Raw genomic sequence first — 25,097 nt, 5'->3', positions numbered from 1 at the left:
CGGTGCCGTTAGATTGGGTTGGTGAGCCGTCCCGCTGCTGAGGTGCCATTCGAGCGACGCCGCCCGATTCCCCCGTTGAACTCGGCGGACGAAGTGAAGCGCGCGGTGGTGTATCCGCATACGATCCGTGCGTTCGTGACGATGATGGCTGTCGCGGCCGTGTACCTGTTGGGCGTGGCGGCCTACGCCATCGCGACCCGTGATCACCAGAACATGGTTGTGTTCACCGTGCTGGTGGCAGTGTGGTTCGCGTTCTTGTTCGGTGCCACCAAGTTGGTGCTCCCGAGCCTGATTCGTCGCTTCCACGACCGGGTGTCGCGGGGCGGACTCCTGTGTGACGTGTACCCGGCAGGGTTTCCGGACGCCAGGGCCGCGATTCTGATCGACGCCGGGCTGCCCGACGCGCAGGCGGCTTACGTCCACGATGCGATCGTCTCGTTGCTCGGACGGTTGGCTGCGGATCCATCGGCGCGTGCGCAGGCCGGAGACCTGTTCGCCGGCAGCCGGATTCGCAGTGCCGACGAACTCGCGGGCCCGGGCGCCGCGGGCGGCTTCCTGGTGGCCGGCGACAAGGACCCGTACCAGGGGTGGCGTTTGATTCTTCCCGAGCCGAATCCCCGTGACCCGCATCGCCCGTACTCGAACGGTGTTGTGGTGCAGGTCGCCACGCCGAGCCCGGAGTCAGCCGGCAAGTAGCAGGATGCCGCCGGTCAGCAGGGCGACGACCTTGACGAGCTCGAACGCGACGTAGACGTAGTGTGCCTGCGAGCGCCCCTCCGCTTCCTCTCCCGGGGCGACGGCCAGCACGGCGTTCGAGCGCTGAGTCAGCTTGGGCCGCACGGCGATCAGCTGCACGGCCAGCGCCGTGACGGCAATCGCAAAGGCCGCGATCGTTGCCGCCGAAGGGCGGTGCATGGCGAGAGTCGAGATGACGACCGCGGCGAACGCGGTTTCCACGGTGTTGAGCGCACGGAAAACTCTGCGCCCGATGCCGAGTCCGATCTGCAGCGTCACGCCGGGCGCCCGGAACTTCAGCGGCGCCTCGATGAACGAGATCGCCAGCACCATGCCCAGCCAGCAGAAGGTCACGGCGACCGCGACGGCCAGACCGGCATTCATCATGAATCTCCTTTCGGACCCAGGCGGGCCACGCACAGATCCGGCTCGACGAACGCGTCGAGCCCCTCGACCGCAACGGGTGCCTGCCAGCTTTCCAACGCTCCCTGCATCAAACCCAGGTGGATCGGGCACACGATCGAGGCTCGGGTCCGGGCAAGTTCGAGAAATGGGCAGTGGCGCAATCGGAGTTGGCCGTTGTCGGATGGTTCCGGTGCGAAGCCGATGTCGTCGAGCATCGCCACAAGGGCACTGACGGCGGAGTCCGGGGAGTCGGGGGAGTCCACGTCGGGTCGCGGCATCGTGCGTCCCCAGGCCCGACCCATCTCACGGGCTCTGGCGGTGGGATCGTCGTCGGCGGCCAGTCCATCGGCGAGGATCTCGGCCAGCATCCGGTAGTGCGTCGGCCCGGTCGGATCCATCCGGCGCACCGCCCGGTACAGCTGCGGGGGACGCCCGGGGGTGCGGTGGTGAGGTTGGACACGCTCCACCTGTCCGCCCGCCTCGAGGTGTTCGAGGTGAAACCGCACGGTGTTCGCGTGAACTGCGAGTTCCGCCGCGATCTGCGCGATGGTCATCGGAGTGCTCGAGGTCTTCAGCATGCTCAGCACGTCAACCCGGCGCTTCCCGATCGCGGTGATCATGGATAGAGTTTATACAACTAAGAGTTGTAGAAACTAGAGCGTCGCGCTACCGACCCGGGAAGGGACCTGTCCGATGGCTGAAGACCTGTCTGGCCACGACGATGTCGAGCTGTTGCTGTGGCGCTTCTACAGCAAGGCGCTCTCCGATCCGGTGCTCGCCGAGCCGTTCGCCGAACTGCGCGCCAAGGGCCTGCGATCCCATCTGCCCGTCATGTGCGACTTCTGGGAGACCGTGCTCTTCCGGGCCGGGCTCTACCAGCGCAGCGCCCTGATCGTGCACCGCGAGCTGCATGCCCGACATCCGTTGTCGGCGCAGCATTTCGTGCGCTGGCTGACGTTGTGGACCGACACCGTCGACGAGCTCTTCGAGGGGCCGCACGCCGAGCGGGCCAAGCTCCAGGCGGGGCGCATCGCCAAGGCCATGCACCGGCGACTGGCCGGCGTCGATGCCGCCGAGCTCGACGCTCTGGTTGCCTGCTAACGCTTTTCGGCGAACGCCGTCCATTCCACCTGCGAGGCGGTCAGATTCCGGCCCGACGGTGAAATGTAGTGCTCGGTCAGGTAATCGGGCCCGGCCTGCTCGAGCAGCTGCCAGCCGTAGGGCTCGATGAAGCCCGCCACCCGGTCCGGATTCAGTCCGAACTGCCACAGCCGGCTGCGAACCCGGAACCGCCGGTACAACGATTCGGCCCCGTACCGGTTGGTGCCGTCGATGAAATCGCTGCGGACATACGTGAACGCCAACCGGCTCCCCGGTGCCGCGGAGCGGAGGAACTCGAACGTCGACCTGACCCCGTCGGCGCTCAGGTACTGCGTCACGCCCTCCCATACGAAAAAGGTGCGGTGGGTACTGACGTGCCCGTGCCTGGCGAGTTCGGCTGCCAGGTCGTCGCTTTCGAAATCCACCGGCACCAGGCGCACCGAGTCCGGCACGGTTCCCAGCGCACGGCGCACCACCGCGCGCTTGCGCTCGATGTTGACCGGCAGGTCCACTTCGAACACCGGGATCGTGCTGTGCCGGGCGAGCCGGTAGCCCTTGGTGTCCAGGCCGGCGCCGAGAACAACCACGGCGTCGATGTCCGCCAACGCCTGCGTGAGCTTGTCGCCGATGTAGCGCTTGCGGCAGGTCAGGTTCGCCCACAAGCCCGGACCCGAGCGCTCGGTGGCCCCGATCAGGAGCCTGCGGGCAACGGACCAGCGTGTGGTCCGGGTGAAGGCGCGCAGGCCGGGCGACAGGAACGCGCACGCCAGATCGTCGTCGACCAGCCGTCGCTGTACGGGCTCGTACTGTTCGACGGCGGCCAGCACCATCGGGCCGATCGCGGTTGCGGCGACGGGATCGCTCATCGCTTGTTGACGATGCCGGCATCGACGGGCAGTGTGACGCCGGTGATATAACGCGCCTGGTCCGACACCAGCCAGGCCACCGCATTGGCGATGTCCTCGGCCTGGACCACCTGAACCGGCAGTGCGTTGGCGAAATCCGTTGGAGCGTTTAGCTCCTCGGAGATGTGGCGCAACCAGTCCCGGGTGAACTCGTTGTTGATCATCGGGGTGTCCACGCCGGTGGGGTGGATTGAGTTGACCCGGATGCTGTGTGGGGCCAGGAAATTGGCGTATGCCCGCATCAGGCCGACCACCCCGTGCTTGGCGGCCGTATAGCCGAGCGAGCCGCGGTCGCCGCCGCCGACGCCGATCAGGCCGGCCGCCGAGCTGATCAACACGATCGACCCACCGTCGCCTTGGTCGACCATGATCGGCATCGCCGACTCGACCGTGTGGTGTACGCCGGTCAGGTTGACGTCGATGACGTCGCGCCAGCCGTCGGGACCCGACTGCATCGGGGCGATCCCGGCATTGGCGACGACGATGTCGAGCCGGCCGAGTCGGTCAACCCCTGCCTGCAGCGCCGTTCGCAGAGCTTGCTCGTCGCGGACGTCGGCTTGCGTGGCGACGATCCGTGCGCCCGTCTCCTCGACGAGTTTGACCGTGGCGGCCAGATCATCGGGGGTGGCCAGGGGATAGGGCACGGACTCGATCTGGTCGCACAGATCGATCGCGATGATGTCGGCCCCGTCGGTGGCCAGCCGCAGGGCCTCGGCCCGCCCCTGGCCGCGCGCGGCACCGGTGATGAACGCGACCTTCCCGGCCAGGGGGGCTTCGGCGTTCATCTACGCGCGCAGCTGTCCCTTGGCGGGGTCACCCGCGACGACGGGTTGCAACATTTTGATATCGGGGGCGCCGTCGAGCAGCTCGCCGATCGAGCCGAACAGGGTGCCGATCGCCGGGGCGGTGCTGTGGGCCTTGAGCGCATCGGCGTCGGCCCACTGCTCGACGAAGACGAAGGTGCCGTCGGCTTCGTGCAGCGAATACAGCTGGCAGCCCGGCTCGTCGTGGACCGCGCCGACGGCGTTGGTGCAGGCCTCGCGCACTGCGTCGACGGATTCGGGCTTGGCCTTCATGGTGGCGACGACGACAACAGGCATAGGTGCAGAACTCCTCGATGAGTGCCGAAACTGGACGAGCGTCCACCCTAGGCGATAACCCGGTGGATTTGGTTCGTATGGCTAAGTGTCATTTGATACCGTCTTGTGACCCGTGTGGCAGATGGTGATTGTGGGGCATATGCGACTAGGCTTGCGGGCATGGCTAACAAGACCGCCGGCCGATCCGGAGCGCGTTCGAGCAGGTCGAATGCCAGCTCGCGGGGCGGTTCGCGGCGTCAGGCGCCGGCCCGCAAGGGACGCCCGGCTGCGCCACGGCGTAAGCCCGCGCGCCGGCCCCAGGCTTCGCCTGTCTCCGCCGCCGGCCAGAAGCTCGGCCAGGGGGCCCGCGCCGGGTGGCTGATGCTGGCCAAGGGGGCAGGCTCGACCGCCCGCTCGGTGGGCCGGGCCCGCGACATCGAACCCGGCCATCGCCGTGACGGACTGGCACTCGCGCTGCTCGGCGTCGCCGTCGTCGTGGCCGCCAGCTCCTGGTTCCACGCGGCCGGCCCGGTGGGGCAGTGGATCGACACCGCGGTCCGCACCCTCATCGGAGGCCCGGTCGTCCTGGTGCCCGTCGTCCTGGGCGCCATCGCCGTCGTATTGATGCGCACTGAACCCGATCCGGAAGCACGCCCCCGGCTCATCCTGGGATCGGCCATGATCGCGCTGCCGATGCTCGGCCTGTGGCACCTGTGGTCGGGGTCGCCGCAGGATCCGATCGCCCGGCAGCACGCCGCCGGATTCGTCGGCTTCGCCATCGGCGGACCCCTGTCGGACGGCCTGACCGAGTGGATCGCCGCACCGCTGCTGTTCATGGGCGTGTTGTTCGGTCTGCTTCTGGTCACCGGCACGACCATCCGCGAGGTGCCCTCGACCCTGCAGCACATGTTCAGCACGCGGGCCTTCCACGACGATGACTACGACGACGAGTACGACTACGACGGCGAGTACGACGGGTCCGATGTCGACGACGACTACGACGACCTGTCCGACGGCTACTACGACGACGACGCCGCACGCGGTGACTCGCAGGCCCAGACCTGGCCGACGGCCGCGATCGAGGCACCCAAGGCGCCGACCGGTACCCCGATGGACAACTACCCGTTGCCCGACGACGCCGACGCACCGACCGTCCCCGAGCCCGCGGTCAAACCGCGCCGCAAGAAGGTCGAAGCCAAATCCGAACCGAAGGCCAAATCCTCTGATGACACCCTGGTGATGGACCGGGTGGTCGAGGGGCCCTACACGTTGCCGCCGCTGGATCTGCTGATCGCCGGCGATCCGCCGAAGCTACGTACCGCCGCCAACGATCAGATGACCGACGCCATCACCTCGGTGCTGGAACAGTTCAAGGTCGACGCGGCCGTCACCGGCTGCACCCGCGGCCCGACCGTCACCCGCTACGAGGTCGAACTCGGCCCGGGCGTGAAGGTCGAGAAGATCACCGCGCTGCACCGAAACATTGCCTACGCGGTGGCCACCGAGAGCGTCCGCATGCTGGCGCCCATCCCCGGCAAGTCGGCCGTCGGCATCGAGGTGCCCAACACCGACCGCGAGATGGTGCGGCTGTCCGACGTCCTCACCGCACCCTCGACGCGCCGCGACCACCACCCGCTGGTGATCGGCCTGGGCAAGGACATCGAGGGCGACTTCGTCTCGGCCAACCTGGCCAAGATGCCGCACCTGCTGGTGGCCGGTTCCACCGGCTCCGGCAAGTCCAGCTTCGTCAACTCGATGCTGGTCTCACTGCTGGCGCGGGCCACCCCGGAAGAGGTCAGGATGATCCTGATCGACCCGAAGATGGTGGAACTCACGCCCTACGAAGGCATTCCGCATCTCATCACGCCGATCATCACCGAACCCAAGAAGGCCGCGGCCGCACTGGCCTGGCTGGTCGAGGAGATGGAGCAGCGCTACCAGGACATGAAGGCGTCGCGGGTCCGCCACATCGACGTGTTCAACGAGAAGGTGCGTTCGGGCGAGATCAGCACGCCGCTGGGCAGCGAGCGGGTCTACAAGCCGTACCCCTACATCCTGGCGATCGTCGACGAGCTCGCCGACCTGATGATGACCGCACCGCGTGACGTCGAGGACGCCATCGTGCGCATCACCCAGAAGGCCCGCGCCGCCGGTATCCACCTGGTGCTGGCCACCCAGCGGCCGTCGGTGGACGTCGTCACCGGTCTGATCAAGACCAACGTGCCGTCCCGGCTGGCGTTCGCGACCTCGTCGCTCACCGACAGCCGTGTCATCCTCGACCAGCCGGGCGCCGAGAAGCTGATCGGCATGGGCGACGGCCTGTTCCTGCCGATGGGCGCCAACAAGCCGTTGCGTATGCAGGGCGCGTTCATCACCGACGAAGAGATCCACGCCGTCGTCGAGGCCACCAAGACCCAGGCCGAGCCGGAGTTCGTCGAGGGTGTCACCGCGGTCAAGGCCGGCGAGCGCAAGGATGTCGACCCGGACATCGGCGACGACATGGACGTCTTCCTGCAGGCCGTCGAACTCGTGGTGTCCTCGCAGTTCGGGTCCACCTCGATGCTGCAGCGCAAGCTGCGCGTCGGGTTCGCCAAGGCCGGCCGGCTCATGGACCTCATGGAGACCCGTGGCATCGTCGGGCCGTCGGAAGGCTCCAAGGCACGTGAGGTGCTCGTCAAGCCCGACGAATTGGCGGGCACGCTGATGCTGATCCGCGGCGGGTCGGACGCCAACGGCGCCGACGCCGACGATGACGCCGAGGAGTTCTAGCGCGCCGGCGTGACGAAGTAGCGGAAACTCCGGTCGAACCACGCCGAAACATGGGCTGCCCCATGCTGTTTGTCACGCCAGAGTGGCGCTCGGCGGCGAGAGTCACTCCAGCGTGACAAAGGGGGAGCGGCGCCGAACAGCGCACGCTTCAGAGCGTCAACAACATCCGGGTGTTGCCCAGGGTGTTGGGCTTGACGTAGGACAGGTCGAGGAACTCCGCCACACCGGTGTCGTATGAGCGGCACATCTCGTCGTAGACCTCGGCGGTCACCGGGGTGCCCTCGATCTCCTCGAAACCGTGCTTGCCGAAGAAGTCGACCTCGAAGGTCAGCACGAATATCCGTCGGAGGTGCAGATCCCGGGCGACGTCGAGCAACTGTTCGACGAGCTCATGGCCGACGCCCGTGCCGCGGACCTTGGGATGAACGGCCACGGTGCGCACCTCGCCGAGATCGGCCCACAGCACGTGAAGCGCCCCGCATCCGACCAACTCGCCGTCGAGTTCGGCCACCCAGAACTCCTGGACCGCCTCATACAGCGTGACCAGGTTCTTCTCCAGCAGGATCTTGCCCGCATAGACGTCGACCAGGCTCTTGATCGCCGGGACATCCGACGTGCGGGCACGCCGCACCACAGGGTGTTTGCGCGACTCGGCACTGCCTGGGTTCACAGGCGCAAGAATATCGGTTACGGCAACCGATATTCTGTTGCGGTGCCGGGCCAACCTTCTACCGATCCGGTGGTCCCGCGTGCGCGCGTGGCCAACCTCGCCAACGTGCTCACCGGTGTGCGGATGGTGCTCGTTCCGGTCTTCCTCGTATTTCTGTTCGCCGGTGACGGCCACGAAACCGGCTGGCGGATCGCCGCTTTCACGGTGTTCGCCGTCGCGGTGATCACCGACCATTTCGACGGGGCACTGGCCCGCAGCTACGGGATGATCACCGAGTTCGGCACACTGGCCGACCCGATCGCCGACAAGGCCCTGATCGGTGCGGCGCTGATCGGCCTGTCGATGCTCGGCGATCTGCCGTGGTGGATCACCGGGGTGGTGTTGGTCCGTGAGATCGGAATCACGATCCTGCGGTTCGCGGTGCTGCGCCACGGCGTCATCCCGGCCAGTCGCGGCGGCAAGCTCAAGACGCTGGTGCAGGCCGTGGCGATCGGGCTGTTCGTGCTGCCGCTGCATTCGTGGCCTGCCATCTGGCTCAACGTCGCCTGGGTGATCATGTGGGCCGCGGTGGTCCTGACCGTGCTCACCGGTGCCGATTACGTCATATCCGCGATCAGGGATTCGCGTGGACGATCCGCTGCTCACTGACGACGCCAGGGCCCTGGTCGCCGACCTGACGGTGCGCTCGCAGAGCGTGGCCACCGCCGAGTCCCTCACCGGCGGCCTGCTCGCGGCGACGCTGGCCGGGGTGTCCGGGGCCAGCGCGGTGCTGCAGGGCGGCCTGGTCACCTACAACGAGGACACCAAGATCTGGCTGGCCGGGGTGGCTCCGCAGGTGCTCGACGCGGTCGGCCCGGTCGCGGCTCCCACCGCGCGGGCGCTGGCGGTCGGCGCCAGGCAGCGTTGCGCGGCAACCTGGGGGGTCGGTCTCACCGGCGTGGCCGGGCCGGAACCGCACGGCGGACACCCGGTCGGCACCGTGTTCATCGGCCTGGCAGGCCCGGTCGACACCGAGGTCGTCGAGTTGTCGCTGTCCGGTTCCCGCTGGGACATCCGACGGGCCGCCGTGGACGAGGCCATCGCCCGATTGCGCTTCCTGGTCGAGAACCAGTAACCGAAATCTGCCCGACGTTTTCCTTCGGGAACCTTGCGGCGGCCGGCAGCGTTGATCGGTTAGCGAACCTGTGACAGGCGAGGCGAAGGAGAGCGCGATGACGACATTGCTGCGTGAGGTGATCGGCGACGTGCTGCGTAACGCCCGCACCGAGCAGGGGCGGACATTGCGTGAAGTGTCCGACGCGGCGCGCGTGAGCCTCGGATACCTCTCCGAAGTGGAGCGGGGCCGCAAAGAGGCTTCCAGCGAACTGCTCAACGCCATCTGCGACGCCCTGGACGTCCCGCTGTCGCGGGTACTCACCGATGCCGGGGAGAACATGGCCGAGCGGGAACACGCCGGCGCTGCCGTCGAGGTGCCCGCGCACGCCAATGTCGCCCACATCGACGTGGCGACCAAGGTGGTCATTCCGCAGGTCGTGTCGATGGCCGTTGCGTGACATGAGCACGGTTTCGACTCCGGCCTGATCGCGCTGTTCGTGCCCGCGGCGCGAATTTTCGCAAAACACCCATACGAACAGGCTGCGGGGCTGTGGCTGCATGTCCAGAACCGATAAGTTGGCATCAGAGGAATTGCGGCAACCTGAACGACAAGGCCCGGTACGGGCCTGGCAGACAAGCCCGACAGATAAGGCGGAACGAACTCATGGCCAATCCGTTCGTCAAGGCGTGGAAGTACCTGATGGCGCTGTTCAGCTCCAAGGTCGACGAATACGCCGACCCGAAGGTGCAGATCCAGCAGGCCATCGAGGACGCGCAGCGTCAGCACCAGGCGCTCACCCAGCAGGCCGCCCAGGTCATCGGCAACCAGCGCCAGCTGGAGATGCGGCTGAGCCGTCAGCTTGCCGACATCGAGAAGCTGCAGGTCAACGTCCGCCAGGCACTGACGCTGGCCGATCAGGCCACGGCTTCCGGTGACGCGGCCAAGGCCACCGAGTACAACAACGCCGCCGAGGCGTTCGCCGCCCAGCTGGTCACCGCCGAGCAGAGTGTCGAGGACCTCAAGGGGCTGCACGATCAGGCCCTGCAGGCCGCCGCGCAGGCCAAGAAGGCCGTCGAGCAGAACGCGATGATGCTGCAGCAGAAGATCGCCGAACGCACCAAGCTGCTGTCTCAGCTGGAGCAGGCCAAGATGCAGGAGCAGGTCAGTGCCTCGCTCCGCTCGATGAGCGAGGTCGCCGCGCCCGGAAACACCCCGAGCCTCGACGAGGTGCGGGACAAGATCGAGCGGCGCTACGCCAACGCCATCGGCCAGGCCGAGCTGGCGCAGAACTCCGTGCAGGGCCGCATGATGGAGGTGCAGCAGGCCAGCGTCCAGATGGCGGGCCACTCCCGGCTCGAGCAGATCCGTGCCTCTATGCGCGGCGACGCCCTGCCCAGCGGTGACGCCGCTCCGGCGACGCCGGCGTCCCCGGCGACCAATCAAACCCCTGCCACCCCCGAAAACCCGCTCGGCCAATAGTGATTCGAGTGTTGTAGATCATGGCTACCAAGACCGGTCGACCGGACACCTGGAGATCGTTGGCGCAGCGGGTCATCGACACCGCGGCCGATCTGTCTGGCGCGCTGTCCGAAAAGCTCAGCGCCGCCGCTGATCCGCGCGCGAAGCTGCTGCGCAAGCGGCGGTGGGCGCTGCGCTTCGGGGTGTTCTTCACCCTGTCCAGCGTGTTCTGGGTTTTGGTCACGGCGCTGCTGGCATCGTGGAGCACACCGGTCTGGGGCCTGATCATCAGCGGGGCGATCGCCGCCGGCGCGGCTTTCCCCGCGACGTTGTTCTGGCTGCGGTACCGGTGGCTGCGCGCGGAACCGCTTCCGGCGCAGCGCCCGGTCTCCGGACGCCGGTTGCCGCCGTGGGGTTCGGCAGCCCGTCAACCCATGGCGGCGCTGGTGGCATCCGAGCGGGGCATGTTCTCGCTGCTCGGTGTGTTGGAGCGCGGGCGGATGCTCCCGGCCGATGAACTGCGCGAGCTGACCGCGGTGGCCAACCACACCGCGCGGACCATGGCGGCCACCGCCACCGAGGTGGTCTCGATGGAGCGCGCCATCAGCAACGCCCCGCAGTCGCGTCAGCATCTGGTGCCCACCATCAACGCGTTCACCGCTCAGCTCGGACAGGGCGTGCGGCAGTACAACGAGATGGTCACCGCCGCAGCGCAACTGGTGTCGACGGTGAACAGCGGACAGGGGGTGGCGTCACCGCTGTCCCAGCAGCGTTACCGCAGCGAGCTGACGGGCGCCACCGATCGCCTGGTGGGCTGGGCGCAGGCATTCGACGAACTCGGCCAGCTGCGCCGCGCCTGAATCTCGGCTAGAGCGAGGTGCGCAGCGACGGGATGACCACGCCGGCCAGACCCCGCAGGGTGGCCTTGAACATGTCGAGGAAGTCGAAGTAGTCCCGCCACAGCGTGATTCGGCCCTCGTGGACCTCGAACACCCCGCACACCCAGAACTGCATGCGCAGCGGCCCGAGGACCAGGGCATCGGTGCGCTCGGTCAGCACAGCGGCTCCGTCGGCGGCGATCCGGTGGATCTTCACCTCGAAGCCGGCCTTGCCCTGCATCGACCGGAACAACTTCATCGTCCGGGCGCGTCCGTAGATGGTCGGCATTCCCACGTTCTGATAGACCAGGTTCTGTGCCAGCAGGTTCTCGGCGGTCTCGAGATCCTGGTCCTGCAGCGCGTTGAGGAAGGTCTCGACCGTGCTGGTCTGCGTCGCAGCTGCGGTGGTTGATTGATCAGCCATGCCCGAAGCCTAATGGGGAATGGCTGTGGCAGGGTAGGCCGGTGCGCGTAGCTGTGGTCGCCGGACCCGATCCCGGACATGCCTTCCCGGCCCTTGCGCTGTGCCTGAAGTTGCTGGCCGCCGGCGATGTGCCGACGCTGCTGACCGGGGTGGAATGGCTCGATACGGTCCGGGCGGCCGGCATCGACGCCGTCGAACTCGTCGGCCTCGATCCGATCGATCTCGACGACGATGCCGATGCCGGGGCCAAGATCCACCAGCGTGCCGGGCGAATGGCGCAGCTCAACGTCCCCGGGCTGGCGGACCTCAAGCCGGACCTCGTGGTCTCCGACGTGATCACCGCCTGTGGCGGGCTGGCCGCCGAGCTGCTGGGGTTGCCGTGGGTGGAGCTCAGCCCGCACCCGCTCTACCTGCCCTCGAAGGGGTTGCCTCCCTTGGGGAGCGGGTTGGCTCCCGGCGTCGGCCTGCGGGGACGGCTGCGTGACACCGTCATGCGGGCGCTGACGGCGAGGTCGGTGCGGGCCGGTCTGGCCGAACGGACCGCCGTGCGGATCGACATCGGTCTTCCTGGGCAGGACCCCGGCCCGGTGCGCCGGCTGATCGCCACCCTGCCGGCCCTGGAGGTGCCCCGCCCGGATTGGCCGGACGAGGCGGTGGTCGTGGGACCGCTGCACTTCGAGCCGACCGACGCGGTGCTGTCCGTACCGCCGGGTTCGGGGCCGGTCGTGATGGTGGCACCGTCCACCGCGACCACCGGGACGCAAGGGATGGCCGAACTGGTCCTGGAGTCGCTGCGTCCGGGCGACACACTGCCCGATGGTGCCCGCGTGGTGGTGTCGCGCCTCGGCGGAGCCGATGTCGTGGTACCGCCGTGGGCGGCGGTGGGGCTCGGCCGTCAGGACGAGCTGTTGTCGCACGCCGATCTGGTGATCTGCGGAGGTGGACACGGCTTGGTGTCCAAGGCGTTACTGGCCGGGGTGCCGATGGTGGTGGTACCCGGTGGCGGTGACCAGTGGGAGATTGCCAATCGTGTTGTGCGCCAAGGTAGTGCGCAGCTGGTCCGACCGCTGTCGGGAGAAGCGCTGACTGCGGCGGTCGCCACCGTGCTCGGGTCTTCGTCCTACGGCGCGGCCGCGCAACGCGCGGGCGCCTCGCTGGCCGAGGTGGCAGATCCGGTACGGGTGTGCCATGACGCACTCGCGGGCACTGGGTAGGTTGGGCCCGTGCGGTTGACGGAATTCAATGAGCTCGTGGAAGGCCAATTCGGCTCGATGCGGGGTCGTTCGCTGCTCGTCGACCACGTGCTCACTGCACTCGACGGCCGCACGGCCGCACAGGCCATCGAGGACGGGGTGGAGCCGCGCAGTGTGTGGCGGGCGCTGTGCGCGGACTTCGACGTCCCGCGTGACCAGTGGTGAACTGACCGGCTTCCCCTGCCGACATTTTCGGCGTATACCGGAGGCATGGGTCTCGGTGACCATCCGATGCGGACACCCCTCTATGGTGTTTTGCTGGTGATCGCAGCAGTTCTGCTGTGCTGGCTGGTTGCGTCGACGCTGGGTGGCTGGCAGGCCGCCCTCGGATACTTCCTGGCCGTCGCCGTCGGCGCATTCGGCTTCGTCCTGACATTGCGGGATCTCGACAACTTCCCGAACTGGCGCCGCTGACCCGGATTCTCCCCGGCGTGTCCACTTGATTCGAACAGATGTTCGTCTAGTGTGGGCGGTGTTCGACCGATTTGTCGGTGCCCTGGCCTAGCGTCACGGCCAACCGATCGGAACACCGGTCAACACGACTACTCGGAGAGGCACCACCATGGCGCAACAGGCCCCTGATCGCGAAAAAGCGCTCGAACTGGCGATGGCCCAGATCGACAAGAACTTCGGTAAAGGCTCGGTGATGCGCCTCGGCGAGGAGGTGCGCCAGCCGATCTCGGTGATCCCCACCGGTTCGATCTCCCTGGATGTGGCACTCGGCATCGGCGGCCTGCCACGCGGCCGTGTGGTCGAGATCTACGGCCCGGAATCCTCGGGTAAGACCACTGTGGCACTGCACGCGGTGGCCAACGCCCAGGCCGCCGGCGGGATCGCGGCGTTCATCGACGCCGAGCACGCCCTGGATCCCGAGTACGCCAAGAAGCTCGGGGTGGACACCGATTCACTGCTGGTGAGCCAGCCCGACACCGGTGAGCAGGCGCTGGAGATCGCCGACATGCTGGTGCGCTCGGGCGCCCTGGACATCCTGGTGATCGACTCGGTGGCAGCCCTGGTGCCCCGCGCCGAGATCGAGGGTGAGATGGGTGACAGCCACGTGGGTCTGCAGGCCCGCCTGATGAGCCAGGCCCTGCGCAAGATGACCGGTGCGCTGAACAACTCGGGCACCACCGCGATCTTCATCAACCAGCTCCGCGAGAAGATCGGTGTGATGTTCGGCTCGCCCGAAACCACCACCGGTGGTAAGGCTTTGAAGTTTTACGCCTCGGTCCGTCTGGACGTCCGGCGCATCGAGACGCTCAAGGACGGCACCGACGCGGTCGGTAACCGGACCCGCGTCAAGGTCGTCAAGAACAAGGTCTCGCCGCCGTTCAAGCAGGCTGAGTTCGACATCCTGTACGGCCACGGCATCAGCCGCGAAGGCTCGCTCATCGACATGGGTGTCGAGCACGGCTTCATCCGCAAGTCCGGGTCCTGGTTCACCTATGAGGGTGAGCAGTTGGGCCAGGGCAAGGAGAACGCCCGCAAGTTCCTGCTGGAGAACGTCGATGTCGCCAACGAGATCGAGAAGAAGATCAAGGAAAAGCTCGGTATCGGTGCTGTCGTGACGGCCGAGGCGAAGCCTGATGACGTCCTTCCCGCCCCGGTTGACTTCTGAGCCGTCGGGTACGCCCGAGGGGGAGCAGGCGCAGGATCCTCGCAAACGTGAGGAGCAGGCCAAGAACGTCTGCCTGCGCCTGCTCACCGTACGGGCCCGCACCCGCGCAGAGTTGACCGAACAGCTCGCCAAACGGGGTTACGAAGAAGACCTCAGCGCCACGGTGCTCGACCGGCTCACCCAGGTGGGCCTGATCGACGACGAGGACTTCGCCGAGCAGTGGGTGCGGTCCCGGCACGCCAACGCAGGAAAAGGTAAGCGCGCCTTGGCTGTCGAGCTTCGCAAGAAGGGCGTGGACAACGACGTCATCGACGCGGCGCTGGCCGACCTGGACCCGGCCGCCGAACGCCGACGGGCCGAGCAGTTGGTCCGCGACAAACTGCGCCGCGAACGGCTCGATGACGATGACGGCGACGTGAAGGTGACTCGCCGGCTGGTCGGCATGCTGGCTCGCCGCGGCTACAACCAGTCGATGGCGTTCGATGTCGTCAGCGTCGAGTTGGCCGGTGAACGCGAACGGCGCCGGGTCTGACCGTGCCCGGAGAAGTCGTGATCCTGTCCGGTCCGCCGGCTTCGGGCAAAACGACGGTGGCGGAGATCATCGCGAGCACGGCAGCCCGGCCGACCGTGCACATGACGACCGACCAGTTCTACCGCGCAATTCGTGCCGGCTACATCGCGCCGTATCTTCCCGAGGCGCAACGGCAGAACGAAGTCGTCATCGATGCGATCGTGGCGGCGCTGGCAGTTTATGCCAGGGGCGGATTCGACGTGGTCGTCGACGGGATCGTTGGCCCCTGGTTCTTGTCACCGTTTCAGGAGATGGCGACCGAGGGCGGATTTGCGTTGTCCTACATCGTGCTTCGGCCCGCGCTCGACACGTCGTTGCGGCGCGCGCACACCCGCAGTGGTGATGACCTCAAGGACCCCACCGCCATCACCGGTCTGCACGACGCGTTCACCCAACTCGACGAATTCGAGACCCACGTCATCGACAACACGGTGCTCGATGCCGCGGGCACCGCAGACCGGGTCCGGCAGGCGATCGCGTCGGGCGCATACCGGTTGGCCTGAGCTCGATCAGTCCCGTTGTACGTGCAGAACCTGCGCGCCCGGGGCACCTTCCTGTTCGACGGCCTCGGCTTCCAGCGGTGCGGGTCCGCGGCTGGAACGCCGCAGGCGTTGCTCGATCCTGGTGGCCAGCGACGACAATGCCATGTTGACGCTGATCATCAAGATCGCGATGACGATCAGGGCGGGCAGGATGTTGCCGTAGGCCGATCCGATGTTCGTACCCTGACGCACCATCTCCACGAACGTGATCTGGTAGCCGATGGCGGTGTCCTTGAGCACCACGACCAGTTGCGAAACCAGTACCGGCAGCATCGCGGTGATCGCCTGCGGCAAGAGGATCAGTCGCATGGTCTGTGTCCAGGTCATTCCCAGCGACCATGCGGCCTCCTGCTGGCCGCGGGGAAGGGAATGGACACCAGCACGGACGATCTCGGCGATCACCGCCCCGTTGTAGAGCGTCAGTCCGGTCACCACTCCGGCCAGCGCGATGTACTTGGACGGGAACATGTCGTACATGCCGAAGAGGAAGAACGCGAACAGCATCATGATCAGCACCGGCACCGCGCGGAAGAACTCCACGATGACCGCGCTGATCCAGCGGATCGGAGGAACAGGGGACAGCCGACCGACGCCGAGCACCAGGCCGAGCGCCAGGGCAAACACGATCGACACCGCCGCCGCGGTCAGCGTGCCCTGCACACCGGGAAGGACGTAGGTGACCCACAGATCCGAGGTGAGGAACGGTTTCCACTTCTCGGGCTGAAGCTGATCCTTGTCCCAGAGCCGGTAGAGCACGAACGCGATCAGTGCGATTGCGCCGAACGCGGCCAGCACCGCCAGGATGAAGTTGCGCGCCCGCGCCCGTGGCCCCGGGGCGTCGAACAGGACCGATGCAGCCATTAGCGTGCCACCGCCAGCCGCTTACCCAACCACCCGAACAGCAGCCCCAGTGGCAACGTCAGCAGGATGAACCCGGCGGCCATGATGGCGCCGACGGTGAGCACGGCGGCGGTCGACTCGATCATCTCCTTCATCAACAACGCGGCTTCGGCCACACCGATCGCCGACGCGATCGTGGTGTTCTTCGTCAACGCGATCAATACCGATCCGAGCGGGATGATCACGGCGCGAAATGCCTGGGGCAGCAGGATCAACCGCAGGTTCTGCCCGAACGACAAGCCCAGCGACCGGGCCGCCTCGGCTTGGCCCATCGGAACCGTGTTGACCCCGGAGCGCACCGTCTCGCACACGAAAGACGCGGTATAGACCGTCAATCCGAGCACCGCCAGGCGAAAGTTGCTGTCGGCGATCGATGTCGGTGAATGTGGGTCGACCAGGGTGATCCGCAGTGTCTGCCCTACCCCGAGCGCACAGAACACGATGATCAGGGTCAGGGGAGTGTTGCGGATGACGTTCACGTACGCGGCGCCGAGCCAGTTGAGCACCGGCACCGGCGCCAGGCGCATGGCCGCCAGCGCCGTGCCCAGGATCAGCGCACCGATCGCGGAGTACACCGTGAGCTGGATGGTGGTCCAGAACGCCGCGAATATCTGATCGCGGTATGCGTCGAAAATCTCCACAGTCGGTGCGCTGTCTCCGGCTCAGCTGCGGTCGACGGCGGGCGGTGCCGGGGTGGGGATCCCGGCGGGGCCGAGGTTGCGCTCGAACGCTTCCTTCCAAGCACCGCTGGATTCCATCTTCTCGAGCGCGGCGTTGATCTTGTTCCGCAACTCGGTGTCGCCCTTCTTCAGGCCGATGCCGTAGCGCTCCTCGGAGAAGGTGTCACCGGCGATCTTGAACGTGCCCGGGCTCTGCGCGGCGTACCCGGCCAGGATCACCTCATCGGTGGTCAGCGCGTCCACGGCACCGCTCTTGAGCGCATCCAGGCACAGCGTGTACGTGTCGTACTGCTGCAACTGCACCTTCGGGTACTCGTCCTTGATCCGCTGGGCCGGGGTCGAACCCGAGACCGAGCACAGCTTCTTGTTGTTCTCCAGCGAAGCTGCCCCGGTGATGTCGGTGTTGTCCGCGCGGACCAGCAGGCTCTGCCCGGTGAGCAGGTACGGGCCGGCGAAGTCGACCTTCTCCTTGCGTGCATCCGTGATCGAGTAGGTCCCCACGATGTACTCGACCTGACCGTTCTGGATGAGCGTCTCGCGTTGCGGCGAAGGCGCTTCCTTCCACTCGATCTTGTCCTCGGGGTAGCCGAGTTCGTTGGCCACGTACTTGGCCACGTCGACGTCGAAGCCGGACATGGTGCCGTCGGGCTTCTTCAGACCGAGCCCGGGCTGGTCGTACTTGGTGCCGATGACGATCTTGCTGGAGTCACCGCCGCCGCCACCACAGGCCGTCGCGGCGAAGGGGAGAGCGATCGCGAGCGCGAGGGTACCGACCAACTTGAACGGCACGAATGGCATGTTCGGGTTCCTTTCGGGTGCAGCGTCAGTGCGGAGCGTCAGTGATGGAGGATCTTGCCGAGAAAATCTTTGGCGCGATCGGATTTCGGATTGTCGAAGAACTCGGCCGGGGGTGCGTCCTCGACGATGGCGCCGTCGGCCATGAACACCACCCGGTCGGATGCCCGGCGGGCGAAGCCCATCTCGTGGGTGATGACCACCATCGTCATGCCCTCGCCGGCCAGCGAGGTCATCACGGCCAGAACCTCGTTGATCATCTCGGGGTCCAGGGCGCTGGTGGGCTCGTCGAACAGCATGACCTTCGGGTTCATGGCCAGTGACCGGGCGATGGCGACGCGTTGCTGCTGACCGCCGGACAGCTGGGCCGGGTACTTGTCGGCCTGATTGGCCACCCCGACGCGATCCAGCAGGGCCATCGCCTTCTCGCGTGCCTCGGCCTTGGACTTCCGGCGCACCTTCACCGGTGCCAGCGTGACGTTCTCCAGGATCGTCTTGTGCGCGAACAGGTTGAAGGACTGGAACACCATGCCGACATCGGAGCGCAGCTGGGCCAATCTGCGCCCCTCGGCGGGCAGCGCCTGGCCGTCGATCGCGATGCTGCCGGAGTCGATGGTCTCCAGCCGGTTGATCGTGCGGCACAACGTGGACTTGCCCGAACCCGACGGGCCGAGCACCACGACCACCTGGCCACGGCCCACTTCGAGGTTGATGTCGTTCAGTACGTGCAGCGGTCCGAAGTGTTTGTTGACTCCCGACAGCGAGATCATCGGCACATCTAGAGGTGCTGCATTGTCGACCTGCGGCTGCTCGCCGGGGCTTCCCATGGCAGGTGACCTTACCCAGGGAACGTCCAGCCTGCCCGGATCTCGTGAATCCGCCGCGTTAACGTTTTGGGTGCCTCCGTACCATTGAGGCCGTGACGGCGATGGTGAACCGCGACGCGACGCGCGACGAGCGCTCGCGCGAGGAGTCGACGGCACAGCCCGGCTCCGCGCGCACTTATCAGGTCCGCACCTACGGCTGCCAGATGAACGTGCATGACTCCGAGCGGCTGTCGGGCCTGCTGGAGGACGCCGGATACCGGCGGGCCGAGGACGGCTCCGACGCCGACATCGTGGTGTTCAACACCTGTGCGGTGCGGGAGAACGCCGACAACAAGCTCTACGGCAACCTCAGCCACCTCGCGCCGCGGAAGAACTCCGACCCGAACATGCAGATCGCTGTCGGCGGTTGCCTGGCCCAGAAGGACCGCGACGCTGTTCTGAAGAAAGCCCCGTGGGTCGACGTGGTCTTCGGCACCCACAACATCGGATCGCTGCCCACACTGCTGGAGCGGGCCCGGCACAACCGCGCCGCCCAGGTCGAGATCGTCGAGGCCCTGCAGGAGTTTCCGTCCACGCTGCCCGCGACCCGCGAGTCCGCCTACGCGGCCTGGGTGTCGATCTCGGTGGGCTGCAACAACACCTGCACGTTCTGCATCGTGCCGTCGCTGCGTGGCAAGGAGGTGGACCGTCGGCCCGGTGACATCCTGGCCGAGGTCCAGACCCTGGCCGATCAAGGTGTGCTCGAGGTCACCCTGTTGGGGCAGAACGTCAACGCTTACGGCGTGTCATTCGCCGACCGCGATGTACCGCGTGACCGCAGTGCGTTCGCCAAGCTGCTGCGCGCCTGCGGCGACATCGACGGGCTGGAGCGGGTCCGCTTCACCTCACCGCACCCGGCCGAGTTCACCGACGACGTGATCGAGGCGATGGCGCAGACTCCCAATGTGTGCCCCACGCTGCACATGCCGCTGCAGTCCGGTTCCGACCGCATCCTCAAGGCGATGCGGCGTTCGTACCGGGCCGAGCGCTACCTGGGCATCATCGACAAGGTCCGGGCCGCGATCCCCGAGGCCGCGATCACCACCGACCTCATCGTCGGGTTCCCCGGTGAGACCGAGGAAGACTTCCAGGCCACCCTCGATGTCGTCGAGCGGTCGCGTTTCGCGACTGCCTTCACCTTCCAGTACTCCATCCGGCCCGGCACCCCGGCCGCCGAGATGCCTGACCAGCTGCCGAAAGCTGTTGTCACCGAACGCTATCAGCGGCTCATCGAGCTGCAGGAGCGAATCTCGCTGGAGGAGAACCAGGCTCAGATCGGTCGGACGGTCGAGCTGCTGGTCGCCACCGGCGAGGGGCGCAAGGACGCCGCCACCGCTCGCATGTCGGGCCGGGCCCGCGACGGCCGACTGGTGCATTTCGCCCCCGGCGGCAACGACATTCGGCCCGGGGACATCGTGACCACGACCGTGACCGGCGCCGCGCCACACCATCTGATCGCCGACGCCCCGCTGGCGAACCATCGGCGTACCCGTGCCGGCGACGCCCACGAGGCCGGGCAGCGCCCCCGTACCGGCGTCGGGCTGGGGCTGCCGCGAATCGGCGCGCCGGAGACCCCGTCGCCATCAGGAGGATGTGGCTGTTGAGCAACGAAAGCGACTTCGAGCGGTTCAAGGACGACCTCGCCGACGTCGAACGCAAGGTCACCCGGGAGTTCGACTCGGGTCCGCGGGCGATGGTGGTGGCGATCCTGGTGTTCGTGGTGCTGCTGTCGTTCGTGCTGCCGCACACCGGTTCGAGCAAGGGCTTCGACGTTCTGGTCGGTGACGCCACGGCGGTGGCCGACGGGATCTCCCTGCCGTCGCGGGTGTTCACCTGGCTGGCGCTGGTGTTCTCGGTCGGGTTCTCGACCCTGGCGCTGATCACCCGCCGCTGGGCGCTGGCCTGGGTGGCCCTGGCCGGTTCGGCGGTGGCCAGTGCGCTCGGAATGCTCGCGGTGTGGTCGCGTCAGACCGCTTCCGGGCATCCCGGGCCCGGGATCGGACTGATCCTCGGCTGGCTGGCGGTGATCGTGCTGACCTTCCATTGGGCGCGGGTGGTGTGGTCGCGCACCGCACTGCAGCTGGCAGCCGAGGAGGATCGTCGCCGCCAGGCCGCCGAGCAGCAGCAGCGCGGCGTGCTGGACCTCCCCAGGCCCGAGACCACCGACACCGACGGGATCAAGAACGAAGTCTCGGGCACTGACGTGCCCGAGACCGACGTCACCGAGTCAGATACCGCCGGCAAGCAGCCGGACCGGCCGGACCAGGCCTAACTGCGCTTGCCGAGCGATTCTGCCGCGGCGTCGGCCCACTGACGCCACTGTTCGGCGCTCGCCCTGGCCTCGGCCGCGTCCTTGGCCCGGCCTGCGGCCTCGGCCTTCTCGGCCTGCTTCTCGAACTGCTCGGCGCGTGAGCGGAACTGATCGGCCCGAGCCTGGGCCTCGGGATCGACGCCACCGGCCGGAGCGTCGCGGACCTTCTTCTCCACGGCGCGCAGGCGTCGCTCCAGGTCGGCGGCGCGCTCACGCGGAACCTTGCCGATCGCGTCCCACTTGTCGCCGATGGTCCGCAGGGCGGCGCGGGCCGCATCCAGATCGGTGGTGTCGATCTTCTCGGCCTCGGCCAGCAGCGCCTCCTTGGCGGTGGCATTGGCCTTGAACTCCGCGTCGCGCTCGGCATGCGCGGCGTTGCGGGCCCCGAAGAACGTGTCCTGGGCGGCCTTGAAGCGGTGCCACAGTGCGTCGTCGACGTCCTTGGCCGCACGCCCCGCGGTCTTCCACTCGGACAGCAGGTCGCGGAAGGCGGCGGCGGTGGCGCCCCAGTCGGTCGACCCGGACAGCTGCTCAGCCTGGTCGCAGAGCGCCTCCTTGGCCTGGCGGGCGCCCACCCGGCCGCGGTCGAGCTCGGCGAAGTGCGAGCCCCGGCGGCGGTTGAAGGTCTCCCGCGCGGTCGAGTAGCGCTTCCACAGGGCGTCGTCGAGCTTGCGGTCCAGCCCGGTGATGGTGCGCCATTCGTCGAGGATCTCGCGCAGGCGGTCACCGGCGGACTTCCACTGGGTGGAGTTGGCGGCCAGATCCTCGGCCTCGACGGCCAGGGCCTCTTTGCGTGCGGTCTGCGCGGCGCGGTGCTCGTCGCGCTGGGCGCGCTCGGTCTTGGCCGCTTCGTCGGCGTGCTCCAGGATCGCCGTCAGACGTGCGCTCAAGGCATCGACATCGCCGAGAACCGCTGCGGTGGGCAGACTTTCGGCCAGTGTGGCGGCTGCCGACTTGATCTTGCGGGCATCGCCGGTGCCGGAGGACAGCCGACGTTCCAGCAGTGCGACCTCGGTGTGCAGATCATCGAAGCGCCGGCCGAAGTGGGCGAATGCCGACTCGGTGTCGCCTGCCTGCCACGAGCCGATGACGCGCTCACCTGATCCGCTGATCAACCACACCGTGCCGTCGTCGTCCACACGTCCGAACCGGTGTGGATCGCTGGTCGGCGCCACCGCAACCACCGGGGCAACCCGGCCGGGGCGGGGAACGGGGCGGGGAGGGCCCGGCCTCGGGATAGCCGAGGGCGTGGGCTTCGGCGTGGGCCCGGAGGTGGTCGGGGGGGTGGCTCCGCCTGGCTCACTGGTTGTCATATCCGCTCCTCGTACTCCGCGCGGTTCGCCCGCGCATCTGCCGCGCGACGCGGCGCCTGATGCTGTCGCTTGTCCGCTATTCAAGCAGGTCGTGCTGTGCCGTGCCCACGGCTTTCGGCTCAATGCCCTGACAAACTCCGACGGGCGGCGCCGGATCGCCCCGATCCGGCGGTGTTGCCGGCGCCGATCACCAGCACTCCTCGCAGCGCAGCGGGTGCGGCGCATTAGTTTGGTGACGTGCTGAGCGCCATCGCGATCGTCCCCGCCACGCCGGTTCTCGTTCCCGAACTCGTGGGTGCGGCTGCGGCCGAGGTGGCCGGCCTGCGCGACGCGGTGATCGGCGCGGCAGGGTCGCTACCTGCGCGTTGGCTGGCCGTCGGGGTCGGTCCCCGCGACGAGGTGTACGGACCCGACTGTGCCGGGACCTTCGCCGGCTACGGCGTCGACATCCCCGTGGCGCTCGGCCCGGGCCCGGTGGGCGAGCCGGCCGAACTGCCGCTGTGTGTGCTGGTGGCCGGGTGGATCCGGGGTCAGGCCGCCCCCGCTGCCGGGATCGAGGTACACGCGTACGCGGCGTCTCACCCGGTGGGTGAGGCGTTGGCCCAGGGCCGGGCGCTGCGAGCCCGGATCGAGGAGTCCCCGGACTCGGTCGGCGTCCTGATCGTCGCCGACGGGCTGCACACACTCACCCCGGCGGCCCCTGGCGGCTACCTGCCGGATTCTCCTGCCACCCAACAGGACCTCGATGACGCGCTGGCCACCGGTGACCTCGCCGCGCTGGTAGAGCTGCCCGAACCGGTGCTCGGCAGGGTGGCCTACCAGGTGCTGGCAGGGCTGACCGGCTCCGCTCCCGGCTCGGCGCGTGAGCTGTACCGCGGCGCGCCCTACGGGGTCGGCTACTTCGTCGGCGAATGGCTGCCATGACCCGGCCCGTCGCGATCATCGGGCCCACCGGCACCGGGAAATCGGCACTGGCGCTGGCAGTCGCCGAGGAACTGGGCGGCGAAATCGTGAATGCCGACGCGATGCAGTTCTACCGAGGCATGGACATCGGCACGGCCAAACTGCCTGTCGCCGAGCGGCGCGGCATCCCGCACCACCAGCTCGACGTCCTGGACGTCACCGAGACCGCCACCGTCGCGCGCTACCAGCAGGACGCCGCGGCCGATGTGGAGGCCGTCGCGGCCCGCGGCGCGGTCCCGGTGATCGTGGGCGGTTCGATGCTCTACATCCAGTCGCTGCTCGATGAATGGACGTTTCCGGCGACCGATCCGGCCGTGCGGGCCCGCTGGGAAGCCCGGCTGGCCGAGGTGGGAGTTGCCGCGCTCCATGCCGAACTGACCCGGGTGGATCCCGCCGCGGGGGCGTCGATCCTGCCCACCGACGGACGGCGGATCGTGCGGGCCCTGGAGGTCGTGGAACTCACCGGCCGGCCGTTCGCCGCCTCGGCGCCGACCATCGGTGCACCCCGCTGGGACACCGCGATCATCGGGTTGGATTGGGAGACAACCATTCTCGATGAGCGCCTGGAGCAACGCACCGACCTGATGTTCGCCGAGGGCCTGGTGGACGAGGTGCGGACACTGATCGGCCGGGGGCTGCGTGAAGGCGTCACCGCGGCGCGTGCGCTCGGTTACGCGCAGGTACTGGCGGAACTGGACGCCGGGGGAGAGCCCGATTTCACCGAAGCTCAGACCGCCACGTTCATCGGCACCCGCCGCTATGTGCGCCGGCAACGCTCCTGGTTCCGGCGCGACCACAGGGTGGTGTGGCTGGACGGGGCGGCCGACGGGTTGGTGCACGACGCGGTGCGGGTGTGGCGGCACGTATCCTGAACAGGTGATCTTCGGCTCGATCCCTTTCGCGAAGGGACACGGCACCCAGAACGACTTCGTGGTGCTGCCCGACCTCGACGCCGCGTTGTCGCTGACGCCGGCCGCTGTGGCCGCGTTGTGCGACCGCCGCCGCGGCCTGGGCGCCGACGGCGTATTGCGGGTGACGACTGCCGGCGCCGCGCAGGCCGCCGGTGTATTCGAGCGGCTGCCCGACGGGGTCGCGGCATCCGACTGGTACATGGACTACCGCAACGCCGACGGCTCGATCGCGCAGATGTGCGGCAACGGGGTGCGGGTTTTTGCGCATTACCTGCGCGCGTCCGGACTGGAATCCGCCGACGAGTTCGTGGTCGGATCGCTGGCCGGGCCACGTCCGGTGGTGCTGCACGACGTCGATGACACCACAGCGGACGTCACCGTCGAGATGGGCAAGGCCAACCGGTTCGGCACAGGGTCCGCCGTGGTCGGTGGCCGCAGCGTCAGCGGTGTGGCCGTGGACGTCGGCAATCCGCATCTGGCCTGTGTCGGGCTGACCGAGGACGAGTTGGCGGCCCTGGATGTGGGTGCGCCGGTGTCGTTCGACGAGCAGTTGTTCCCCGAGGGCGTCAACGTCGAGGTCCTCACTGTTCCGGTCGACGGCGCGGTGTCGATGCGCGTGCACGAGCGCGGTGTCGGGGAGACCCGCTCCTGCGGCACCGGCACCGTCGCGGCCACGCTCGCGGCCCTGGCCCATCAGGGAGCCGACACCGGGATGCTGCGGGTACGTATCCCCGGCGGCGAGGTCACCGTGACGATCACCGAGTCCACGAGCTACCTGCGCGGGCCTTCCGTGCTGGTGGCGCGCGGGGAACTCAGCGAACCCTGGTGGAACGCTGCACACCGCTAATTGGGGT

At 67.8% G+C, this 25,097-nt stretch carries 31 protein-coding genes; 19 read left to right on the top strand and 12 right to left on the bottom strand.

The window, feature by feature from the left end:
- Window positions 1–21: 21 nt before the first annotated feature.
- Complete coding sequence (locus tag ACNQR1_RS24555) at window positions 22–696, top strand: hypothetical protein (protein WP_418048277.1); 675 nt, start codon at window positions 22–24, stop codon at window positions 694–696.
- On the opposite strand, the gene ACNQR1_RS24550 is transcribed toward ACNQR1_RS24555, so the two are convergent.
- Window positions 682–1,119, bottom strand: coding sequence for a hypothetical protein (locus ACNQR1_RS24550; RefSeq protein ID WP_418048276.1), 438 nt, complete (start codon window positions 1,117–1,119; stop codon window positions 682–684). The two genes, ACNQR1_RS24555 and ACNQR1_RS24550, sit on opposite strands and share 15 nt — an antisense overlap.
- Window positions 1,119–1,760 carry a helix-turn-helix transcriptional regulator gene (locus ACNQR1_RS24545; protein WP_418048275.1) on the bottom strand — a complete coding sequence of 214 codons (642 nt, stop codon included), beginning with the start codon at window positions 1,758–1,760 and terminating at the stop codon, window positions 1,119–1,121. The genes ACNQR1_RS24550 and ACNQR1_RS24545 overlap by 1 nt, the downstream gene beginning before the upstream one ends.
- 73 nt (window positions 1,761–1,833) lie before the next feature.
- Here ACNQR1_RS24545 and ACNQR1_RS24540 point away from each other — a divergent pair, with 73 nt between their 5' ends.
- Window positions 1,834–2,241 (top strand): group III truncated hemoglobin, encoded by a 408-nt coding sequence (locus ACNQR1_RS24540; protein ID WP_418048274.1) that lies wholly within the window; start codon window positions 1,834–1,836, stop codon window positions 2,239–2,241.
- Here the strand turns inward: ACNQR1_RS24540 and ACNQR1_RS24535 are convergent.
- Genes ACNQR1_RS24535 through ACNQR1_RS24525 form a run of 3 tightly spaced genes read right to left on the bottom strand, consistent with a single transcriptional unit; the run spans window position 2,238 to window position 4,246 of the window.
- The gene (locus ACNQR1_RS24535) at window positions 2,238–3,107 is read right to left on the bottom strand and encodes an SAM-dependent methyltransferase (protein WP_418048273.1); all 870 of its coding nucleotides are present in this window, start codon (window positions 3,105–3,107) and stop codon (window positions 2,238–2,240) included. The genes ACNQR1_RS24540 and ACNQR1_RS24535 overlap by 4 nt on opposite strands.
- Window positions 3,104–3,931 carry a mycofactocin-coupled SDR family oxidoreductase gene (locus ACNQR1_RS24530; RefSeq protein ID WP_418048272.1) on the bottom strand — a complete coding sequence of 276 codons (828 nt, stop codon included), beginning with the start codon at window positions 3,929–3,931 and terminating at the stop codon, window positions 3,104–3,106. Before ACNQR1_RS24530 ends, ACNQR1_RS24535 begins: the two co-directional genes overlap by 4 nt.
- Window positions 3,932–4,246, bottom strand: coding sequence for a putative quinol monooxygenase (locus ACNQR1_RS24525; protein ID WP_418048271.1), 315 nt, complete (start codon window positions 4,244–4,246; stop codon window positions 3,932–3,934).
- Between the two features lie 159 nt (window positions 4,247–4,405).
- On the opposite strand from ACNQR1_RS24525, the gene ACNQR1_RS24520 reads away from it, so the two are divergent.
- Window positions 4,406–6,994, top strand: a complete 2,589-nt coding sequence (locus ACNQR1_RS24520) for a DNA translocase FtsK (RefSeq protein ID WP_418048270.1) — start codon at window positions 4,406–4,408, stop codon at window positions 6,992–6,994.
- A 148-nt stretch (window positions 6,995–7,142) separates the two neighbouring features.
- Here ACNQR1_RS24520 and ACNQR1_RS24515 read toward each other — a convergent pair whose 3' ends face one another.
- The gene (locus ACNQR1_RS24515; RefSeq protein ID WP_418048269.1) at window positions 7,143–7,664 is read right to left on the bottom strand and encodes an amino-acid N-acetyltransferase; all 522 of its coding nucleotides are present in this window, start codon (window positions 7,662–7,664) and stop codon (window positions 7,143–7,145) included.
- A gap of 42 nt (window positions 7,665–7,706) precedes the next feature.
- Here ACNQR1_RS24515 and pgsA point away from each other — a divergent pair, with 42 nt between their 5' ends.
- The 5 genes from pgsA (at window position 7,707) to pspM (ending at window position 11,078) form a co-directional block, all read left to right on the top strand.
- Window positions 7,707–8,312: a CDP-diacylglycerol--glycerol-3-phosphate 3-phosphatidyltransferase gene (gene pgsA, locus ACNQR1_RS24510; protein ID WP_418048268.1), complete on the top strand. Its 606-nt coding sequence runs from the start codon at window positions 7,707–7,709 to the stop codon at window positions 8,310–8,312.
- Window positions 8,290–8,778, top strand: a complete 489-nt coding sequence (locus ACNQR1_RS24505; RefSeq protein ID WP_019348227.1) for a CinA family protein — start codon at window positions 8,290–8,292, stop codon at window positions 8,776–8,778. The genes pgsA and ACNQR1_RS24505 overlap by 23 nt, the downstream gene beginning before the upstream one ends.
- A gap of 97 nt (window positions 8,779–8,875) precedes the next feature.
- Window positions 8,876–9,217 (top strand): transcriptional regulator ClgR, encoded by a 342-nt coding sequence (clgR, locus tag ACNQR1_RS24500; protein ID WP_418048267.1) that lies wholly within the window; start codon window positions 8,876–8,878, stop codon window positions 9,215–9,217.
- 206 nt (window positions 9,218–9,423) lie between these two features.
- Complete coding sequence (gene pspA, locus ACNQR1_RS24495; RefSeq protein WP_418048266.1) at window positions 9,424–10,239, top strand: phage shock protein PspA; 816 nt, start codon at window positions 9,424–9,426, stop codon at window positions 10,237–10,239.
- 20 nt (window positions 10,240–10,259) lie between these two features.
- Window positions 10,260–11,078 (top strand): phage shock envelope stress response protein PspM, encoded by an 819-nt coding sequence (gene pspM / locus ACNQR1_RS24490; protein ID WP_418048265.1) that lies wholly within the window; start codon window positions 10,260–10,262, stop codon window positions 11,076–11,078.
- A 7-nt stretch (window positions 11,079–11,085) separates the two neighbouring features.
- Here pspM and ACNQR1_RS24485 read toward each other — a convergent pair whose 3' ends face one another.
- A complete protein-coding gene (locus ACNQR1_RS24485) occupies window positions 11,086–11,520 on the bottom strand; it encodes a limonene-1,2-epoxide hydrolase family protein (RefSeq protein ID WP_418048264.1) in 435 nt (144 codons plus the stop codon).
- 41 nt (window positions 11,521–11,561) lie between these two features.
- On the opposite strand from ACNQR1_RS24485, the gene ACNQR1_RS24480 reads away from it, so the two are divergent.
- The 6 genes from ACNQR1_RS24480 to ACNQR1_RS24455 all read left to right on the top strand — a co-directional run bounded on the left by ACNQR1_RS24480 (window position 11,562) and on the right by ACNQR1_RS24455 (window position 15,465).
- The gene (locus ACNQR1_RS24480; RefSeq protein ID WP_418048263.1) at window positions 11,562–12,734 is read left to right on the top strand and encodes a glycosyltransferase; all 1,173 of its coding nucleotides are present in this window, start codon (window positions 11,562–11,564) and stop codon (window positions 12,732–12,734) included.
- A gap of 9 nt (window positions 12,735–12,743) precedes the next feature.
- A complete protein-coding gene (locus ACNQR1_RS24475; RefSeq protein ID WP_418048262.1) occupies window positions 12,744–12,938 on the top strand; it encodes a DUF3046 domain-containing protein in 195 nt (64 codons plus the stop codon).
- A gap of 96 nt (window positions 12,939–13,034) precedes the next feature.
- Window positions 13,035–13,187 (top strand): hypothetical protein, encoded by a 153-nt coding sequence (locus tag ACNQR1_RS24470; RefSeq protein WP_418048261.1) that lies wholly within the window; start codon window positions 13,035–13,037, stop codon window positions 13,185–13,187.
- Window positions 13,188–13,335: 148 nt separating this feature from the next.
- The gene (gene recA, locus ACNQR1_RS24465; protein ID WP_090512460.1) at window positions 13,336–14,391 is read left to right on the top strand and encodes a recombinase RecA; all 1,056 of its coding nucleotides are present in this window, start codon (window positions 13,336–13,338) and stop codon (window positions 14,389–14,391) included.
- Window positions 14,360–14,923: a recombination regulator RecX gene (gene recX / locus ACNQR1_RS24460; RefSeq protein WP_418048260.1), complete on the top strand. Its 564-nt coding sequence runs from the start codon at window positions 14,360–14,362 to the stop codon at window positions 14,921–14,923. Before recA ends, recX begins: the two co-directional genes overlap by 32 nt.
- Before the next feature lie 2 nt (window positions 14,924–14,925).
- The gene (locus ACNQR1_RS24455) at window positions 14,926–15,465 is read left to right on the top strand and encodes an AAA family ATPase (RefSeq protein ID WP_418048259.1); all 540 of its coding nucleotides are present in this window, start codon (window positions 14,926–14,928) and stop codon (window positions 15,463–15,465) included.
- A gap of 6 nt (window positions 15,466–15,471) precedes the next feature.
- Here the strand turns inward: ACNQR1_RS24455 and ACNQR1_RS24450 are convergent, their stop codons facing one another.
- Genes ACNQR1_RS24450 through ACNQR1_RS24435 form a run of 4 tightly spaced genes read right to left on the bottom strand, consistent with a single transcriptional unit; the run spans window position 15,472 to window position 18,649 of the window.
- Entirely contained in the window at window positions 15,472–16,365 is an 894-nt protein-coding gene (locus tag ACNQR1_RS24450) for an amino acid ABC transporter permease (protein WP_418048258.1), read from the bottom strand.
- Complete coding sequence (locus tag ACNQR1_RS24445) at window positions 16,365–17,045, bottom strand: amino acid ABC transporter permease (protein WP_273732179.1); 681 nt, start codon at window positions 17,043–17,045, stop codon at window positions 16,365–16,367. Before ACNQR1_RS24445 ends, ACNQR1_RS24450 begins: the two co-directional genes overlap by 1 nt.
- A 21-nt stretch (window positions 17,046–17,066) precedes the next feature.
- Complete coding sequence (locus tag ACNQR1_RS24440) at window positions 17,067–17,882, bottom strand: glutamate ABC transporter substrate-binding protein (RefSeq protein ID WP_418048257.1); 816 nt, start codon at window positions 17,880–17,882, stop codon at window positions 17,067–17,069.
- A 38-nt stretch (window positions 17,883–17,920) separates the two neighbouring features.
- Window positions 17,921–18,649: an amino acid ABC transporter ATP-binding protein gene (locus tag ACNQR1_RS24435; RefSeq protein WP_418050482.1), complete on the bottom strand. Its 729-nt coding sequence runs from the start codon at window positions 18,647–18,649 to the stop codon at window positions 17,921–17,923.
- A gap of 158 nt (window positions 18,650–18,807) precedes the next feature.
- Between ACNQR1_RS24435 and miaB the strand changes: the two genes are divergently transcribed.
- Both miaB and ACNQR1_RS24425 read left to right on the top strand, forming a co-directional pair.
- Window positions 18,808–20,349 (top strand): tRNA (N6-isopentenyl adenosine(37)-C2)-methylthiotransferase MiaB, encoded by a 1,542-nt coding sequence (miaB, locus tag ACNQR1_RS24430; RefSeq protein WP_418050481.1) that lies wholly within the window; start codon window positions 18,808–18,810, stop codon window positions 20,347–20,349.
- Window positions 20,337–21,017 carry a hypothetical protein gene (locus ACNQR1_RS24425; RefSeq protein WP_418048256.1) on the top strand — a complete coding sequence of 227 codons (681 nt, stop codon included), beginning with the start codon at window positions 20,337–20,339 and terminating at the stop codon, window positions 21,015–21,017. The genes miaB and ACNQR1_RS24425 overlap by 13 nt, the downstream gene beginning before the upstream one ends.
- On the opposite strand, the gene ACNQR1_RS24420 is transcribed toward ACNQR1_RS24425, so the two are convergent.
- Window positions 21,014–22,369, bottom strand: a complete 1,356-nt coding sequence (locus ACNQR1_RS24420; RefSeq protein WP_418048255.1) for a DUF349 domain-containing protein — start codon at window positions 22,367–22,369, stop codon at window positions 21,014–21,016. The genes ACNQR1_RS24425 and ACNQR1_RS24420 overlap by 4 nt on opposite strands.
- A 237-nt stretch (window positions 22,370–22,606) precedes the next feature.
- Here ACNQR1_RS24420 and ACNQR1_RS24415 point away from each other — a divergent pair, with 237 nt between their 5' ends.
- The 3 genes from ACNQR1_RS24415 to dapF are packed head-to-tail and all read left to right on the top strand — an operon-like array spanning window position 22,607 to window position 25,090.
- A complete protein-coding gene (locus tag ACNQR1_RS24415) occupies window positions 22,607–23,293 on the top strand; it encodes a hypothetical protein (RefSeq protein ID WP_418048254.1) in 687 nt (228 codons plus the stop codon).
- Window positions 23,290–24,204 carry a tRNA (adenosine(37)-N6)-dimethylallyltransferase MiaA gene (miaA, locus tag ACNQR1_RS24410; protein WP_418048253.1) on the top strand — a complete coding sequence of 305 codons (915 nt, stop codon included), beginning with the start codon at window positions 23,290–23,292 and terminating at the stop codon, window positions 24,202–24,204. Before ACNQR1_RS24415 ends, miaA begins: the two co-directional genes overlap by 4 nt.
- Window positions 24,205–24,223: 19 nt before the next feature.
- Window positions 24,224–25,090, top strand: coding sequence for a diaminopimelate epimerase (dapF, locus tag ACNQR1_RS24405; protein ID WP_418050480.1), 867 nt, complete (start codon window positions 24,224–24,226; stop codon window positions 25,088–25,090).
- Window positions 25,091–25,097: the final 7 nt, after the last annotated feature.

Source organism: Mycobacterium sp. 48b (assembly GCF_048282725.1).
Classification (GTDB): domain Bacteria; phylum Actinomycetota; class Actinomycetes; order Mycobacteriales; family Mycobacteriaceae; genus Mycobacterium.
The sequence above is the reverse complement of the archived record's forward strand: the minus strand, read 5'-3'. Positions and strand labels throughout refer to the sequence as shown.